Source organism: Kitasatospora sp. NPDC057940 (genome assembly GCF_042887425.1).
In the GTDB taxonomy this organism is placed as follows: domain Bacteria; phylum Actinomycetota; class Actinomycetes; order Streptomycetales; family Streptomycetaceae; genus Kitasatospora.
Map to the genome: position 1 here is coordinate 289202 of NZ_JBHVPH010000006.1, position 14893 is coordinate 304094.

General features: G+C 74.3%; 12 protein-coding genes. 7 read left to right on the forward strand and 5 right to left on the reverse strand.

Going from position 1 to position 14893, the window contains the following annotated elements:
• Nucleotides 1-62: 62 nt before the first annotated feature.
• Entirely contained in the window at nt 63-1172 is a 1110-nt protein-coding gene (locus ACFVTF_RS13335; protein ID WP_387813075.1) for a YncE family protein, read from the forward strand.
• Nucleotides 1173-1254: 82 nt separating this feature from the next.
• On the opposite strand, the gene ACFVTF_RS13340 is transcribed toward ACFVTF_RS13335, so the two are convergent.
• The 3 genes from ACFVTF_RS13340 to ACFVTF_RS13350 all read right to left on the reverse strand — a co-directional run bounded on the left by ACFVTF_RS13340 (nt 1255) and on the right by ACFVTF_RS13350 (nt 4600).
• Entirely contained in the window at nt 1255-2955 is a 1701-nt protein-coding gene (locus tag ACFVTF_RS13340) for a DUF885 domain-containing protein (protein ID WP_387813078.1), read from the reverse strand.
• 153 nt (nt 2956-3108) lie between these two features.
• The gene (locus ACFVTF_RS13345) at nt 3109-4050 is read right to left on the reverse strand and encodes an SDR family oxidoreductase (protein WP_387813081.1); all 942 of its coding nucleotides are present in this window, start codon (nt 4048-4050) and stop codon (nt 3109-3111) included.
• A gap of 121 nt (nt 4051-4171) precedes the next feature.
• Nucleotides 4172-4600 carry a DUF5997 family protein gene (locus ACFVTF_RS13350; protein WP_371521682.1) on the reverse strand — a complete coding sequence of 143 codons (429 nt, stop codon included), beginning with the start codon at nt 4598-4600 and terminating at the stop codon, nt 4172-4174.
• 67 nt (nt 4601-4667) lie between these two features.
• Here ACFVTF_RS13350 and ACFVTF_RS13355 point away from each other — a divergent pair, with 67 nt between their 5' ends.
• The 3 genes from ACFVTF_RS13355 to ACFVTF_RS13365 all read left to right on the forward strand — a co-directional run bounded on the left by ACFVTF_RS13355 (nt 4668) and on the right by ACFVTF_RS13365 (nt 6728).
• Nucleotides 4668-5468: a LysR family substrate-binding domain-containing protein gene (locus tag ACFVTF_RS13355; protein ID WP_387813200.1), complete on the forward strand. Its 801-nt coding sequence runs from the start codon at nt 4668-4670 to the stop codon at nt 5466-5468.
• 109 nt (nt 5469-5577) lie between these two features.
• Nucleotides 5578-6159, forward strand: coding sequence for a DUF421 domain-containing protein (locus ACFVTF_RS13360; RefSeq protein ID WP_387813084.1), 582 nt, complete (start codon nt 5578-5580; stop codon nt 6157-6159).
• Between the two features lie 113 nt (nt 6160-6272).
• Nucleotides 6273-6728 carry a hypothetical protein gene (locus tag ACFVTF_RS13365; RefSeq protein ID WP_387813087.1) on the forward strand — a complete coding sequence of 152 codons (456 nt, stop codon included), beginning with the start codon at nt 6273-6275 and terminating at the stop codon, nt 6726-6728.
• 51 nt (nt 6729-6779) lie between these two features.
• On the opposite strand, the gene ACFVTF_RS13370 is transcribed toward ACFVTF_RS13365, so the two are convergent.
• A complete protein-coding gene (locus tag ACFVTF_RS13370) occupies nt 6780-8111 on the reverse strand; it encodes a cytochrome P450 (protein WP_387813089.1) in 1332 nt (443 codons plus the stop codon).
• Nucleotides 8112-8351: 240 nt separating this feature from the next.
• On the opposite strand from ACFVTF_RS13370, the gene ACFVTF_RS13375 reads away from it, so the two are divergent.
• Complete coding sequence (locus tag ACFVTF_RS13375) at nt 8352-9755, forward strand: amidase (RefSeq protein ID WP_387813092.1); 1404 nt, start codon at nt 8352-8354, stop codon at nt 9753-9755.
• A gap of 145 nt (nt 9756-9900) precedes the next feature.
• Here the strand turns inward: ACFVTF_RS13375 and ACFVTF_RS13380 are convergent, their stop codons facing one another.
• Nucleotides 9901-11850: an FUSC family protein gene (locus ACFVTF_RS13380; RefSeq protein ID WP_387813094.1), complete on the reverse strand. Its 1950-nt coding sequence runs from the start codon at nt 11848-11850 to the stop codon at nt 9901-9903.
• A gap of 453 nt (nt 11851-12303) precedes the next feature.
• On the opposite strand from ACFVTF_RS13380, the gene ACFVTF_RS13385 reads away from it, so the two are divergent.
• Both ACFVTF_RS13385 and ACFVTF_RS13390 read left to right on the forward strand, forming a co-directional pair.
• Nucleotides 12304-13398 carry a phytanoyl-CoA dioxygenase family protein gene (locus ACFVTF_RS13385; RefSeq protein ID WP_387813097.1) on the forward strand — a complete coding sequence of 365 codons (1095 nt, stop codon included), beginning with the start codon at nt 12304-12306 and terminating at the stop codon, nt 13396-13398.
• Complete coding sequence (locus ACFVTF_RS13390; protein ID WP_387813100.1) at nt 13380-14807, forward strand: DUF6271 family protein; 1428 nt, start codon at nt 13380-13382, stop codon at nt 14805-14807. The genes ACFVTF_RS13385 and ACFVTF_RS13390 overlap by 19 nt, the downstream gene beginning before the upstream one ends.
• Nucleotides 14808-14893: the final 86 nt, after the last annotated feature.

A 14893-nucleotide genomic window follows, 5' to 3' on the forward strand; every position in this document is an offset into this window, starting at 1 on the left:
GGTCGTGTCGTAGCCTGACGCCGACCGCGCCGACACCGCGGTCCGACTGCGGAGGGGAATCCATGAACGAGCTTGCAGCAAAAGGTCATTGGCGAAAGTCGCTGGGTGCGCTGGCGGTGGTGGGGGCACTGCTGGCGACCGGTGCGGGCGCTGCGGCAGCAGCCCCGGCCCCGGCGCCGGCGGGCACCATCGCGTTGGGCGGCCGAGCCGAGACGCTCGCGGTCAGTCCGGACGGCACCCGGGCGTACGCGGTGGTCGACCTGCTGAACGGCGGCACCGACGGCGTGCGGGTGCTGCGCAGCGTCGACACCCGCACCGGCGCCACCGCGGACCTGCTGAGCGTCACCGGCTACGACCACGTCAGCCGCCCGGCCGTCAGCCCCGACGGCAAGCGCGTCTACGTGCTCGTCAACGAGGCCCTGCTGACGTTCGACACCGTGCGGAACCAGGAGATCGCCCGCGTCCCGGTGCCCGACCAGCCGCGCCCCGCGGGCTTCAACTCCGGCGTACTGAACAGCCTGGTGGTCAGCCCGGACGGGGCCCGGGTGTACATCGACCAGTACGGCCCCTGGGCCGTGCGCCTGGGCAGCCGAGGCGGCCGGGTGCTCGGCTACGACGCCGTCCAGCGGAAGTTCGCCGGTGCGGTGACCCTGACCGGCTACGAGGTGGCCGAGGTCGTGCTCGGCCCGGGCGGCACCGACGCCTGGGTCGGCACCGGCGACAGCCTCTACCACCTGGACACCCGGGCCGCCGCCCCGGCCGTCATCGACCTCGTCGACGACTACGGCCCCGGAGACGAGGTCGCCCCCACCCCGGACGGCCGGAGGGTGTACGCCCGCGGCTACCAGACCACCGCCGGCACCGTCTACCGGGTCGACCCGGAGGAGAACACCTTCCGCTCCGCCTTCACCGTCGCGCCCGACTGGACCGATGCGCACCTGTTGGCGGCGAGCCCCGACTCCCGCCGGGTGTACGTGCTCAAGGGCGGCACGACCGCACAGGCCACGCTGCTGGCCTACGACACCGCGACCGATACCGCCGTCCCCGGCGAGACGCTCAGCGGCTTCGGGCTGGACTCCGTGACCCGGGCCGTACTGGGCCGCGACGGCCACACCCTGTACCTGGTCGGGCCCAAGGGCGACGGCTCGTCCCTCCGGGTGGTCGGCTTCTGACCACGGTGCCGCTGCGGGGCTGAACCCGGCCCCGCAGCGGCGGGCCCCACCGCGCCGGCGGGCCCTACCGCGCCGGCGGGCCCTACTGCGCCGCGATCCAGTCCGTGACCAGCGTGTCCAGCACTCCCAGCGGCAGGCTGCCGTGCCCGATCAGCTGGTGGTGGAACTCCCGGATGTCGAACCGGGCACCCAGCGCGGCCTGCGCGCGCTCGCGGTGCCGGACGATCTCCCGGCGGCCGATCAGGTACGCCGTCGCCTGGCCCGGCCAGGCGAGGTAGCGGTCGATCTCGTTGCGGACGTTGGCCTCGGTGGTGGCCGTGTTGTCCCGCATGAAGGCGATCGCCCGCTCCCGGGACCAGCCGTAGTGGTGCAGCCCGGTGTCCACGACCAGGCGCACGGCCCGCAGCGCGTCGAGCGACAGCATGCCGAAACGGGAGAGGTCCGAGCTGTACAGCCCCATCTCGTCCGCGAGCCGCTCGGTGTACAGGCCCCAGCCCTCGACGTGGGCGGTCAGCTGGCCGCTCGGCCGGCGCCGGAACTCCGGCAGGTGGTGCAGCGTCTGGGCGACGGCGATCTGCAGGTGGTGCCCGGGCACGCTCTCGTGGAAGGCGATCGCCTCGTACTCGTACCTGAACCTGGTCTGCGGGCGCAGCGTGTTGATCCAGTGGGTGCCGGGCAGGCCGCCCGGGCCCGGCGGCTGGTAGTAGGCCAGCGGCCCGGTCTCCGCCTCGATCGGGTCGATCTCCCGGGTCACGCAGTCGGCGATCGGGTAGGCCCGGAAGTAGTCGGCCGAGGCGCGGCGGGCGCGCTCCAGCGCGTCGTCGACCAGGGCGATGATCTCCTCGGCGCTGCCGAAGCGCAGCGCGCGGTCCTCCCGCAGCGCGGCCAGCACGGCGTCGGGGCCGGTGATGCCGAGCACCTTGCCGCCCAGCTCGGCGAACTCCTCGCGCAGCCCCGCCAGGGTGTCCAGGCCGATCCGGTGGACCTCCTCCGGGGTGAGCCCGGGCCGGGTGTAGCGCGTGACGGCGTCGGCGTAGCCCTCGGTGCCGCCGGGCACGTGGCAGACCCCGGCCCGGTCGTCCGGCCGGGCGTCCGCGGCCAGCCGCTGGGCCAGGCCGGCCCGGTAGCGGGCCACGGCCGGGCGCACGCCGTCGCGGACGATCACCTGGCCCCGGTCGAACTCCGGGCGGCCTTGCAGCGCGCGCAGCAGCTGGTCCTCGTCCGGGCCGGCGACCAGGTACGCGTCGAGCTGGTCGAGGGCGGCGTCGACGCCGCTGCGCAGCGGCGTGCGGCCCTCGGCGGCGGCGTCCAGGTGGAGCTGCAGGGCGGCGTCGAAGTAGCCCGGCAGGCCGGCCAGCCGCTCCAGGTACGCGTCGGCGCCCTCCTGGTCGACGGAGGTCATGGCGAGCGAGGTGAAGGCCTCGTTCTGCGGCGCGGTGATGGTCGCCGAGATGCCGAAGTCGCCCAGCCCGTGGGTGATCCGGCCGGTGCCGTTGTCGATCAGCCGCCCGAGTACGCGGTGGGTGACCAGGTCCTCGCCGGCCAGCGCGTCCTCCGGGATCGCGGCCAGTCGCGCCCCGAAGCCCGCCAGTGCGTCCCGGTGGCGCAGCGCGGCCGCGCGGGACGGGTCGGGCACCTCGTGGGCGTAGCCCTCGACCCCGCTCAGCGTCGCGTCGAACGGGGCGTGGGCGTTCTCGGCGGCGAAGTACTCCTCGGCCAGGGCGGCGAGTGCGGTGGGGGCGGCGAGCGCGGCGGGTTGGTCGTGGTGCGGTCGGTCGGTCATGCGCGCTCCCCGGTCCGGTGTGGTCAGAGTGACGAGGGTTGCCTGGGCGCCTCGGTGGCGCCGATTATTCGGAGTCGGCGGCGGCGCGGTCAATACGCGGCGCGGGGAAAGGGGTTCTCCCCGGCGCGCGGTGGCGCCGCCGCCGACGCCCCGTCAGCGGTAGCCCTCCGGCGCGGCCGGCTTGCCCGCGTCCTGCACCTCGACCAGGTAGCGCCAGCAGTCCGGCCGGCTGCCGTCGCGGTCGGTGAAGCCGTACTCCTGGGCCAGCTGCCCGCTGGACACCGACCCGCCGTTCCAGCGGGAGACCTCGGGGTCGGCGGCGAGGGCGGCGACCGCCCGGCCGACGAAGTACGGGCTCTCGGAGATGCCGAAGTGCGGCTCCCGGGCCACGGCGTCGCGCCAGTTCTCCTCGGTGACGCCGAAGTGGCCCAGCATGATCTCCGAGCGCATCCAGCCGGGGGTGAGCGCCAGGGCGGTGGCGCCGCGCGGGCCCAGCTCGTGGCCGAGCGCGAAGGCCATCCGCAGCACGGAGGCCTTGGCGAGGTCGTAGAAGAACGAGTTGCGGTAGGTGTCGCGGTTGTACTCGGTGGTGCCGTCGGTCATCTCGACGACCAGGCCGCCCGGGCTGCGCAGCAGCAGCGGGAGGGCGTGGTGGCTGGTGACGGCGTGCGTCTCCACCGCGAGGCGGAGCAGCCGCAGGCCGTCGTCCAGGTCGTGCTCCCAGACCGGGACGTTCCAGCCGAACAGGTTCTCGCCGCCCCAGATGTCGTTCACCAGGACGTCCAGCCGGCCCTGCTCGGCGTCGATCCGTTGCACCAGGGCGGCCACCTGGGACGGGACCAGGTGGTCGGTCGGCATCGCGATGCCCCGGCCGCCGGCCGCGGTGACCAGGTCGGCGGTGTCCTCGATGGTCTCCGGCCGGTCGTACTCCGAGCGCTTCTCGCGGGTGCTGCGCCCGGTGACGTACACCGTCGCCCCGGCGGCGCCCAGCTCCACCGCGATGCCCCGCCCGGCTCCCCTGGTCGCCCCCGCGACCAGGGCGATCCGACCGTCCAGCGCCCCCGCTGCCCCTGCTGCCTCTGCTGTCTGTGCCATCCGCAAGCTCCCTGTCCGCATGTCCGCCGACGACTGTGCCGACGCCCGTGGAACGGACGTCGGCACCAGCCTTGCGCAGGGGCCTGACAATCGGGCCCGGCCGGCGGCCGGAGCGCGCGGGTCAGCCGGCCTTGGCCGCCTTGGCAGCCTTGGCGGCGAGCGCCGCGGCGTCCTTCTCCTGCTTCTCCTTGATCCGGACGGCCTCCTTGCGGACGTCCACCTGGTTGGCGCGCTCGTGCTGCAGCCAGAGCGGGTTCTCGGCCTTGAGGGCCTCGATCTGCTCGGTGGTGAGCGCCTCGGTCACGCCGCCGCGGGCCAGGCCGGCGATGGAGACGCCGAGCTTGGCGGCGACCACCGGGCGGGGGTGCGGGCCGTTCTGGCGCAGCTCCTGGAGCCACTGCGGCGGGTCGGCCTGAAGCGCGTTGAGCTCCTCGCGGGAGACCACACCCTCCTGGAAGCCGGTCGGCGCCGCGTCGAGGTAGATCCCCAGCTTCTTGGCGGCGGTGGCCGGCTTCATGGTCTGGCTGGTCTTCTGCTTGAGCGATGTCATGGTGACAAGGGTAAGGGAGTGCGCGGGCGCTCCCGGTCACGGTCGGTAGCCTTGCCCTGTGACAGACATGCAGGTGAACCCGTCCTTCCGGCTCGCGTACGTCCCGGGCGTGACCCCCGGCAAATGGGTCCGGGTGTGGTCCGAGCGGCTCCCGGACGTGCCGCTCGACCTCCTCGCCGTCCCGGCCGGGGACGGCGAGGCGACCCTGCGCGAGGGCACCGCGGACGCCGGGCTCGTCCGGCTGCCCGTCGACCGGGACGTGCTCAGCGCGATCCCGCTCTACGCCGAGACCACCGTCGTGGTCTTCCCCAAGGACCACTGGCTCGCGGCCGCCGAGGAGGTCGCGCTCGGCGACCTCGCGGAGGAGGTGGTGTTCCACCCGCTCGACGACACCCTCGGCTGGCCGGGCGGGCTGCCCGGCCGCCCGGCGATCGAGCGCCCGGCGAGCACCGCCGACGCCATCGAGCTGGTCGCGGCCAACGTCGGCGTGCTGCTGGTGCCGCAGTCGCTGGCCCGGCTGCACCACCGCAGGGACCTCACCTTCCGGCCGGTCGTCGAGGCGCCGCAGTCCCAGGTGGCGCTCGCCTGGCTGGAGGACCGCACGACGGACCTGATCGAGGAGTTCATCGGCATCGTCCGGGGGCGCACGGTCAACAGCTCGCGCGGGCGCGGCGCCCAGCCGGCGGCCGAGCCCCAGAAGGCCGCGGCGGCGCGCAAGTCCCAGCCGCAGAAGGGCGGCCAGCAGAAGTCCGGCCAGCAGAAGGCGGGTCAGCACAAGGGCGGCCAGCAGAAGGGCCGGCCGAAGCCCGCGGCGGGCGGCCGGGGTGCGGCCGCCGCCAAGCGCGGCAAGCCGAAGCGCCGCTCCTAGACGGAACCCCGGCTTCGTCCGGGTGCTGGCCGGGGACCGGCGGGGCGCGTACCGTCGGTCCCCGGGCGCTGCCCGCCCCGTCCGGCCGAGGGGTTGAAGGAGCGGGGCCATGTGGCACGACCTGGTGATCGTCCAGATTCCGATCGTGGAGAAGATCCTCCGCACGATCGCGGTCTACGCGCTGATCCTGATTCTGTTCCGGATCGCGGGGAAGCGCGGGCTGGCGGGCCTGAACACCTTCGACATGGTGGTCATCTTCCTGCTGTCCAACGTGGTGCAGAACGCGATCATCGGCAATGACAACAGCCTGCTCGGCGGCGCCATCGGCGCGGTCACCCTGATCGCGGTGAACGCCGCCGTCACCCGCTGGCTGGCCCACGACCCGCGTGCCGCCCGGCTGTTGGAGGGCACCCCGACCACCGTGGTGCGCGACGGCAAGCTCGTCCCGGGCGCGCTGCGCGGGCTGGCGCTGCGCGCGTCCGAGATCGAGCACGCCGTCCGCGTCCAGAACGGCGACACCATCCGCGACGTCGCGGTCGGGCGGCTGGAGCCCGACGGCCAGCTGGTGATCACCCTCAAGCCCACCGAGCAGAGCGCCACCCGCGGCGACGTCGAGGACCTGCACCGACGGCTGGAGGCCATCGAGCGGCTGCTCACCACCCTGGCGGCCGAGCGGCGCGGCGAGGACTGACCCGGCGGCCATCCCAGAGGTCTGGGATGGGAACGGCCGCGTCCGGCCCGGCAGGATTGGCGTAGACCACTTCCGTCCACACTCGCCGGACCGCCGTCCGGCCGGAGGAACGCATGCTGCGCAGACTCTCCTGGATCCCGGCCCTGACAGCCGTCCTGCTCGCCCTGGTGGCCGGGCCGACGGCCGGTACGGCATCCGCCGCGACCGAACGTGAATTCCTCCAGGGCTACGGGCAGTTGGTGCCGCTGCCGGCCCCGGTGACGCCGGCACAGCAGTGCGTCGAGCGGCGGCTGTTCCTGGACGCCGGCACGTACGCCTGGAGCTTCAGCACGCCGGGCGGCAACGTGCCGTCCCAGGACGTCCAGCTCTCCTCGGGCTGGTTCCGCTGGACGATCTGCGTGTACCCGCGGGCGTCCGTCTACGGTGCGACCACCTGGCTCGACCCGGAGACCCCCGGCCAGCCGCACCTGGAGCGGACCACCAGCTTCGACGTCACCTTCGCCTACACCTACACGTGGGAGTCCATGCTCTACCGCTGGCAGGGCATCCCCCGCCCGCCGCGCACGTGACGTTCCGTCAGGCAGGGCTCCCGTCCGCGCCGTGCGGGTCGGGAGCCCCGGTCACCACGGCCGACGGGCGAGGGTGGCCGTGAAGGGGCGGGGGGACAGCGAGGAGCTGCGGGTCGGGCGGACCGGGCGTCCAGGGGTGGGGGTGACGGTCCAGCGGGCCGCGATGGTGGCGATGGCGAGGGCGGCCTCGGTGGTGCCGAACACGTCGCCGATGCAGCGGCGGGCGCCGAGGCCGAAGGGGGCGTAGGTGCCGGGGGAGGGGCGGGTGTTGGTGAGCCAGCGGTCGGGGTCGAAGCGGGCGGGGCAGGCGAAGACGTCGGCGCGGCGGTGCAGCAGGTACGGGCTGAACAGGATGGTCGCGCCGGCCGGGACGCGGTGGCCGCCGAGTTCGGCGTCGGCGGCGGCGACGCGGCTGAGGATCCACACCGGCGGGTAGAGCCGCAGCGTCTCGGTGACGACGCGGGCGGTGAGCGGCAGGGCGGGCAGGTCCTCGTGGCGGGCGGGGCGGCCGTCGAGCACGGTGTCCAGCTCGGCGTGCAGGCGGTCGCGGATGGCCGGGTGGGCGGCGAGCAGGGTCCAGGCCCAGGAGAGGGTGGCGGCGGTGGTCTCCATGCCGGCGAGCAGGAAGGTGACCACCTGGTCGTGGATCTCGGCGTCGGTGAGCCCCCGCCCGTCCTCGTCGCGGGCGCTGAGCAGCATGGACAGCAGGTCGTTGTGGTCGGTGCCGGCGGCGCGGTAGTCGGCGATCAGCCGCCGGGTGACCTCCTTCAGGTCCTGCCGGGCGCGGCGGAAGCGGCGGTTGCCCGGGGTGGGGATGCGGTCGGTGCCGGGCAGCGGCATCATGACGCGCCGGCCGACGCCGCGGGTGATGACGTCCATGCTGTCGTGGACGGGCAGCGCGCCGGCCCGCTCGTGGGCGGCGAACAGGCAGCGGGCGGTCACCGCGGTGGTGAGGCGGTACATCGCGGCGGGGACGTCGACCACGTCGCCGTCGCTCCAGGAGGCGGTGGTGCCGGCGATCTCCTCGGCCATCATCGCGGCGTAGCCGGGCAGCCGGTCGCGGTGGAACGCGGGTTGCAGCATGCGGCGCTGGCGCCGGTGCGCGGCGGCCGGGCAGGTGGCCAGGCCGTCGCCGAAGACCTCGCGGGCCTTGTCGAGGACGAGCCCGCCCTTGTCGTAGGTGCGGTCCTCGGTGAGCAGTTGGCGGACCAGATCGGGGTGGCAGGCGACGTACACGTCGAGCGGGCCGAGCCGTAGTCGGACGAGGTCGCCGTGGGCGGGCAGGCCGGCGACGAACTCCAGCGGCCGGCGGAGGAAGGCGGGGGCGTGGCCGAGCAGGGGGAGGGCACCGGGGGCGGTGGCCGAGGTGTATGTGGTGGGCACGGGCGTCACCTTGGGGTGGGAGGTGGACCGGATCGGTTCGTGATCCGGCCTTTCCCCGGGGCGGTCGGCGAAACGATCTCCGACCGGCGGGTGGGGTGAACACGGGGGCGCATGCCGAACGCCCGTGCGCCGTCAGGGTTCGGCGGCGGGCGCCGGGGGCGGGGTATCCCTGGGCGCGGCCCCGCGCCTACACTGCGAACTCTTGCGCGACTACCGGTCAGTAGGGATTGGGGAGTTCGGATGACCGACGAGCGGGCCCACGGGTTCACCGACGACGCCCTCGGCGCGCACGACGCCGTGGCCCTGGCCGCCCTCGTCCGCGCCGGCGAGGTGGCCCCCGCCGAACTGGCCGCGGCCGCCGCCGCCCGCGCCGCCCGGGTCGACCGGGCGCTCACCCCCGTCGCCCACTCGTCCTACGACCGGCCCCGGCTCGGCCCGGACGGCACCGACGGCCCGCTGTACGGCGTCCCCACCTTCCTCAAGGACAACGTCGACCTGCGCGGTCTGCCGACCGGCATGGGCAGTGAGGCCTTCCAGGCCCGCCCGGCCCGGCGCAACTCCCGCTTCACCGACCAGTTCCTCGCCACCGGCCTCGCCGTCCTCGGCAAGACCCGGCTGCCCGAGTTCGGCCTCAACGCCTCCACCGAGTTCGCCACCGCCCAGCCGGTGCGCAACCCGTGGAAGCCCTCGCACTCGGCCGGCGCCTCCTCCGGCGGCTCGGCCGCACTGGTCGCCGCCGGAGTGGTGCCGATCGCGCACGCCAACGACGGCGGCGGATCGATCCGCATCCCGGCCGCCTGCTGCGGACTGGTCGGACTCAAGCCCACCCGGGGCCGCCTGGTCACCAACGCCCAGGGCGGCAAGCTGCCGATCGACCTCGTCACCGACGGCGTGCTCACCCGCTCCGTCCGCGACACCGCCGCCTTCTACGCCGCCGCCGAGCGCCACCACCGCAACCCCGCGCTGCCCCCGCTCGGCCTGGTCGAAGGCCCGGGGCAGCGCCGGCTGCGGATCGGACTGGTCGTGGACTCGCCGCTCGCCACCACCGACGGACCCACCCGCACCGCCGTCGAGCAGACCGCCGCCCGGCTGGAGGCGCTGGGCCACCACGTCGAGGAGACCACCCTGCCGTTCGGCGAGGAGTTCTCCCGCGACTTCGTCCTCTACTGGGGCTGCATCGCCTTCGCCATCGCGGTCAGCGGCCGGCTGGTGCTGGACCGCAGCTTCCGGATCAACCGGCTCGACGGCCTGACCACCGGGCTGCGCCGGCTCTACCAGCGGGAGTTCCTGCACACCCCGGCCGTGCTGCGCCGGCTGCGCGCCGCCGAAGCCGCTTACGCGGGCCTCTTCCGCACTCACGACGCGATCCTCTCGCCGGTCCTCGCGCACGCCGCCCCGCCGATCGGCCACCTCAGCCCGAACGTGGCCTTCGACGAGCTGATCGAGCGCCTCCAGCGCTACGTGGCCTTCACCCCGGTCAACAACGTGACCGGCGGCCCCGGCATCGCCCTGCCCACCGGCGCCGCGCCGAGCGGCCTGCCGATCGGCGTGCACCTCTCGGCCGCGCACGGGCAGGAGCGGCTGCTGCTGGAGCTGGCCTTCGAACTGGAGGCGGACCGGCCCTGGCGCCGGATCCAGGACTGACCCCTCCGCGGGGCCGGCCCGGGCTTCGACGGGACGGGCCGGGCGTTCGAGGGGACGGGCCGGGCCTCCGGCGGGACGAGCGCCAGGCGGGTGCTCCAGGACCGACCCGGCCCCCGGCCGACCCGGCCCCCGGCCGACCCGGCCCTCAGCTGGGCACCACCGCCCGCGCCGCCTGCACCTCGCGGTGCAGCCGGCCCAGCGCGCAGTCGGGCGGCAGGACGTCCGGCCCGGCCTCGGGCAGCGGCCCGCCGCTGCGCAGCGCCCCGGCCAGGTCGCCCAGCTCCCGGACGACGGCGCCGACCTCGGCCGGGGACGGCGCCGGAGCGCCGTGCTCGACCCGGACCCGGGTGGCGGTCGTGGTGTCCACGATCCGCTCGACCGCGATCACCAGCGGCCACCAGGCCTCGGCCCGGGCCCCGACCGGCGGCGGTTCGGTGAGCGCCCGCTGGAACTCGCTGCGCACGGCGGACAGGTCCCGGTAGAGCCGCCGCCGGTACCGTGCGCGGGCCGGCTGGTCGGCCCCGGGCGCGGTGGTGAAGGCCAGCGAGACGTACGCGGCGGTGTCCGCGACGGCGTCGGCCAGCCGCTCCCCGATCCGGGTGTGCCAGGAGTCCGGCCACAGCAGGTAGCCGGTCAGCAGCGCGATGCCGCAGCCGATCAGCGAGTCGTACAGCCGGGGCAGCACCAGGTGGAAGCCCCGGTGGTTGAGCAGGTCGGAGAGCAGCAGGATCACCGGGGTGATCGCCGCGGTCTGGAACGCGTACCCCTTCGCCGACAGCACCGGGATCAGGGTCGCCAGCGCCGCCATCACCGGCACGTCCCACCAGCCGTGCGGCACCTCGGCCAGCACCGGAATGGCGATCAGCAGCCCGGCGGCGGTGCCGAGCGCGCGCAGCACCGCCCGGGAGAACACCGAGCCGAAGTCGGGCTTCAGCACGAAGGTGACGGTCAGTGACACCCAGTACGAGCGGGGCACCGCGATCACCGACACCAGGATCTGGGCGAGGCCGATGCACAGCGCCAGCCGCAGCCCGTACCGCCAGGACGCCCGGGACAGCAGCAGCGCGTGGGTGGCCCGGCGGGCGCGGACCTGCAGTGCGGCGGGGCGGCCGAGCGGGTCGTCGCCGGCGTACGGGTCGGGTGCGGGCTCGTGCGCGACGGCCCGGGCGTGGCCGATCGCGGCGACCAGGGCGCGGGTGGACGGTCCGGCCGGATCGGGCAGTGCGGGCGGCGGGGTCGGTCCGACGCGGCCCCGCTCGACGGCCGCGGCCAGCTCGCGCACCGCCGCCGGGTAGTCGGGCGGCAGCGGACCGTACTCGCGCGGGCGCAGCTGCGCCGCCGAGGCGGCCTCCACCACCGGGATGGCGGCGTTGAGCTGGGCGAGCAGCCGGACCAGGGTGGGGGAGCGGCCGTGCCGGCGGGCCCGCCGGGCGAGCAGCAGGTCGTAGGACTGGTTCAGCGACTGGGTGAGCGCCTGCCGCGCGTCGTCGGCGCCGGGGGTGCCGGCGGCCTCCAGGAAGTCGGCGACCGACCGGTAGGTGCCGGCCACGGCGGAGCGCTCCGGCGCGCCGCCGCGCAGCGGCCAGGCGAGCAGGGTGAGGCCGAGCACCAACAGGCCGCCGAGCAGCAGCAGTCCGGGTGGCAGCCACCAGGGGGAGGGCAGCGGCAGTCCGGCGCCGACCACCGCGTTGAGCAGCAGGAGCAGTCCGGACACCGACGCGACCGCGCCGATCGAGGAGATCATGCCGGAGACCAGGGCGACGGCGGTCAGCACGGCGACGGCCGTCCAGCCCGCACCGTACACCAGGGTGCCGAGCAGGATCCCGAGGGCGCCGAAGAGCTGCGGCACGGCGATGTTGAACACCCGCATCCGGTAGGCGTCCGCGGTGTCCCCGATGACTCCGGACAGCGCGCCCATCGACACCAGCGCGCCGTACCCGGGCCGGCCGGTGGCCGTGCCGACCGCGAGCGGCGCGGCCAGCGCCACCGAGGCCCGGGCGGCGGCGGCCCAGGGGACCGGCGCGGCCTTGGGGCGCAGGCTCGCGGTCAGCCAGCCGGGCGGGGTGAGCCGGGTGGCGGCGGGGCGGTGTGCCATAGGCCCAACGTACGGCGCGAAGGACGGGGTGCAACGCTGGGGAACTCGTTTCGGTTCACGTCCGGGTATGTCAATTCCCGAAACATACCCCGACTTATGTCACTCTCCGAAACATAAAGCGAACCCCGAGGGGCCATCTGAACTGCGCGGATTTCCCTATTGGTAACCAGCCGTCGAGGGTTGACACCATTAGTTGGTCTAGTCCAACGTATGAGGGGCGCGGTTCGGCCGGGGCTGAGGCAGGGTGAGAGGCCGTGCCGGACCGACGAGTTGGCCCCCTGACGTGGCGGAACCTCGCACGGTCGGGGCCCGGGCGAGGCGGAGCGTATGCGGACGGCATGCGGTCCACGAGCTGAATTCCACGCACGGCCGGTGACGGGCCGTCGGCTCGCCGTGCCCGCACTGTGCGTCCAGGAAGCGCTGCGTCGACTACGAACCATGGAGTGACTGCCCATGCCGAGCCCTGACGGATATCTGCACCGAGCCGCCTCGGCGCGCCCCTACTTCAGCGAGGACGGGGAGAGCTACCTCGCGCGCACGGCGCTGCGCGAGGTCCGCAAGGAGCGCCCGCTGCGGGTGCTCTCCGAGGAGGACTTCGCGTTCTGGCAGACCTACGGCTACGTCGTGGTCAAGGAGGCCATCCCGGCCGAGGCCGCCCGGCGCCTGCTCGACTTCGCCTGGGACTTCCAGGGCCTCTCGCCCGACCGCCCCGAGGACTGGTACCGCGAACGCGACTACCGCGACGACCTCGACCGGGAACTGCACATCTACGGCTTCGTCGAGGCCTACCACCACCAGCTGATCTGGGACAGCAGACAGGCCCGGCGGGTCTACGACGCCTTCGTCGACGTCTGGGACTGCGAGGAGCTCTGGGTCACCCTCGACCGGCTCAACCTCAACCCGCCGAACATCCGCAACCGCGACCGCGCGCTGATCGAGCCCACCGACCGGGGCTTCGACATCGAACTGCACTGGGACGTCGACACCACCCAGGGCATGCTGCCCCAGCGCGTCCAGGGCATCATCGCGCTCGACGACACCCGGCCCGACCACGGCGGCTTCCAGTGCAACCCGGAGCTGTTCCGCCGCTTCAACGAGTGGCAGGCCGCCCAGGCCGCCGACCGCGACCCGATCCGCCCGGACGTCGACCGCACCGAGTTCCCGGTGGTACGGCCCGAGTTGAAGGCCGGCGACCTGCTGATCTGGAACGGCCTGCTCGCCCACGGCGTCGCCCGCAACACCTCCGAGAACGGCGTCCGCGCCGTGCAGTACCTGTCGATGATGCCCGCGCTGGAGGAGGCCGCGCAGATGCGCCGCTCCCGGGTGGAGTCCTGGCGCACCCTCGCGACCCCGGACTGGAACCGCACCCTGGTCGGCGACGCGACCCGCCACGAGTCGCTGCGCTACGGGCCCGCCGAACTCACCGAACTCGGTGAGCGGCTGCTCGGCCTGCGCTCCTGGCGCGACCCGGAGTCCACGGACGACCGGCCCGCCCCGCAGCAGCTCGCCGAGTCCGCGGGGGAGCCGGCATGCGCGCCGTCTGCCTGACGCTGCCCACCAACCGCGAGTGCGCGGCCACCATCGCCGCGATCGGCGCCGAAGCCGCCTACGCCGCACGGCGGTTCGGCGTCCGGGTGCACCTGCTGATCCTGGACTCCGCCGACCCGGCCACCTACCGGCGGCACGCCGAGGCCGTCGCCGCGCTGCGTGCCGTCGGGTCCGGTGTCACGCCCGGTACCGCATCCGATGCCGTCTTCGGCACGGCTTCCGGCACCGCTTCCGGGACCGCCTCCGGCACCGCTTCCGGGACCGGGGAGGTGGTCGTCCACCACCTCGACGAGGCCGCCCAACGCGGCTTCCTGCGCGACGTGATCGAGCGCTCCGGCGCCGCCGGCCCGGCGGACGGGCCGCTCGGCGAGCACCTGCTCGACCTGATGCTCCCCGACGCCGTCTCCTACGGCGCCTGCACCAACCGGGCGTTCCTGCTCGCCGGCGCGCTCGGCTGCGCCTCCGTGCACCGCCGCGACTCCGACAGCGCGTACCAACTGCTCGACGGCGAACCGGTGTTCCCCATCGAGCACGAGCTCGCCACGCTCGGCCTCAAGGCGGCCGACGCGGCCGCCGCCGTCACCGAGGTCGCCCTCGACCCGGTGCACGCCGACAAGCCCGTCGCCCTGGTCGGCGGCTCCTTCGTCGGTGAACTCTCCGTCGACATCGGCGAGATCCGCGAACTCGACCCGGACGCCTACCACCAGGTCGTCGGGCTCTGGGCGCCCACCGGCGCGAGCGAGCAGGAACGCCGCGAACTCGTCGCCGACTCCTTCACCGGCGGCGGCACCGACCCGTTCCGCCACGACCGCGCCGTGCTCGACCTGCCCGACATCTGGCGGATCGACATGTGCAACGTCGCCCTCGACCACGAGGTCTACGACCGCGTCCCGCTGCCGCCCGCCACCGCCACCATCGGCAGCGACTACTTCCTGCTGCACCTCGTCCGCGACGCCACCCTGCCCGGCGTCGTCCACAACCGGCACATCGTCAACTACTACACCCCGGAACGGCGCACCGGCGCGGGCTTCACCGCCTACCAGCTGCGCTACGCCAAGTTCCTGCTCTCCATGCTCTACCTGTACCCGGTCTACTCCGAGATGGAGGCGGCCGGCGGGGCCCTCCTCGACGAGGCGAACCGCATCCGCGCCGACGTCATCGCCGACTCCGCCCGCCGCAGCGCCGCGACGGACCGCGCGGAGAACCACCGACGGCTCGACGCGCTGGACCACTGCTACCGGCGACTCGGCGGGAAGTACGCCGAGTTCGCCGACCACCTGGCGCCCGAGCGGGCGCGTCTGCTCGACGAAGCGCAGGCGGACATCGAGGACTTCGCGCTGCTGATCGACGCGTGGGGCCCGCTCATGCGGGCGAGCAAGGCCACGCCCGCCGACCGGCTGCCGCGGTAGCCGCACCGGGAGCCATTCGTGATACGTCAGACCATCGCCCACCGCGCCCCGGCGCACCACACCACCGCCCACACCGGCGTCGCGCC

Excerpts from the sequence above, each read along its gene's own strand:
- ACFVTF_RS13345 (WP_387813081.1), bottom strand. The coding sequence starts at position 4,050 with ATGGCACAGACAGCAGAGGCAGCAGGGGCAGCGGGGGCGCTGGACGGT.
- ACFVTF_RS13360 (WP_387813084.1), top strand. The coding sequence starts at position 5,578 with ATGTGGCACGACCTGGTGATCGTCCAGATTCCGATCGTGGAGAAGATC.
- ACFVTF_RS13385 (WP_387813097.1), top strand. The coding sequence starts at position 12,304 with ATGCCGAGCCCTGACGGATATCTGCACCGAGCCGCCTCGGCGCGCCCC.
- ACFVTF_RS13350 (WP_371521682.1), bottom strand. The coding sequence starts at position 4,600 with ATGACATCGCTCAAGCAGAAGACCAGCCAGACCATGAAGCCGGCCACC.
- ACFVTF_RS13335 (WP_387813075.1), top strand. The coding sequence starts at position 63 with ATGAACGAGCTTGCAGCAAAAGGTCATTGGCGAAAGTCGCTGGGTGCG.
- ACFVTF_RS13390 (WP_387813100.1), top strand. The coding sequence starts at position 13,380 with ATGCGCGCCGTCTGCCTGACGCTGCCCACCAACCGCGAGTGCGCGGCC.
- ACFVTF_RS13355 (WP_387813200.1), top strand. The coding sequence starts at position 4,668 with ATGCAGGTGAACCCGTCCTTCCGGCTCGCGTACGTCCCGGGCGTGACC.
- ACFVTF_RS13365 (WP_387813087.1), top strand. The coding sequence starts at position 6,273 with ATGCTGCGCAGACTCTCCTGGATCCCGGCCCTGACAGCCGTCCTGCTC.
- ACFVTF_RS13375 (WP_387813092.1), top strand. The coding sequence starts at position 8,352 with ATGACCGACGAGCGGGCCCACGGGTTCACCGACGACGCCCTCGGCGCG.
- ACFVTF_RS13380 (WP_387813094.1), bottom strand. The coding sequence starts at position 11,850 with ATGGCACACCGCCCCGCCGCCACCCGGCTCACCCCGCCCGGCTGGCTG.
- ACFVTF_RS13340 (WP_387813078.1), bottom strand. The coding sequence starts at position 2,955 with ATGACCGACCGACCGCACCACGACCAACCCGCCGCGCTCGCCGCCCCC.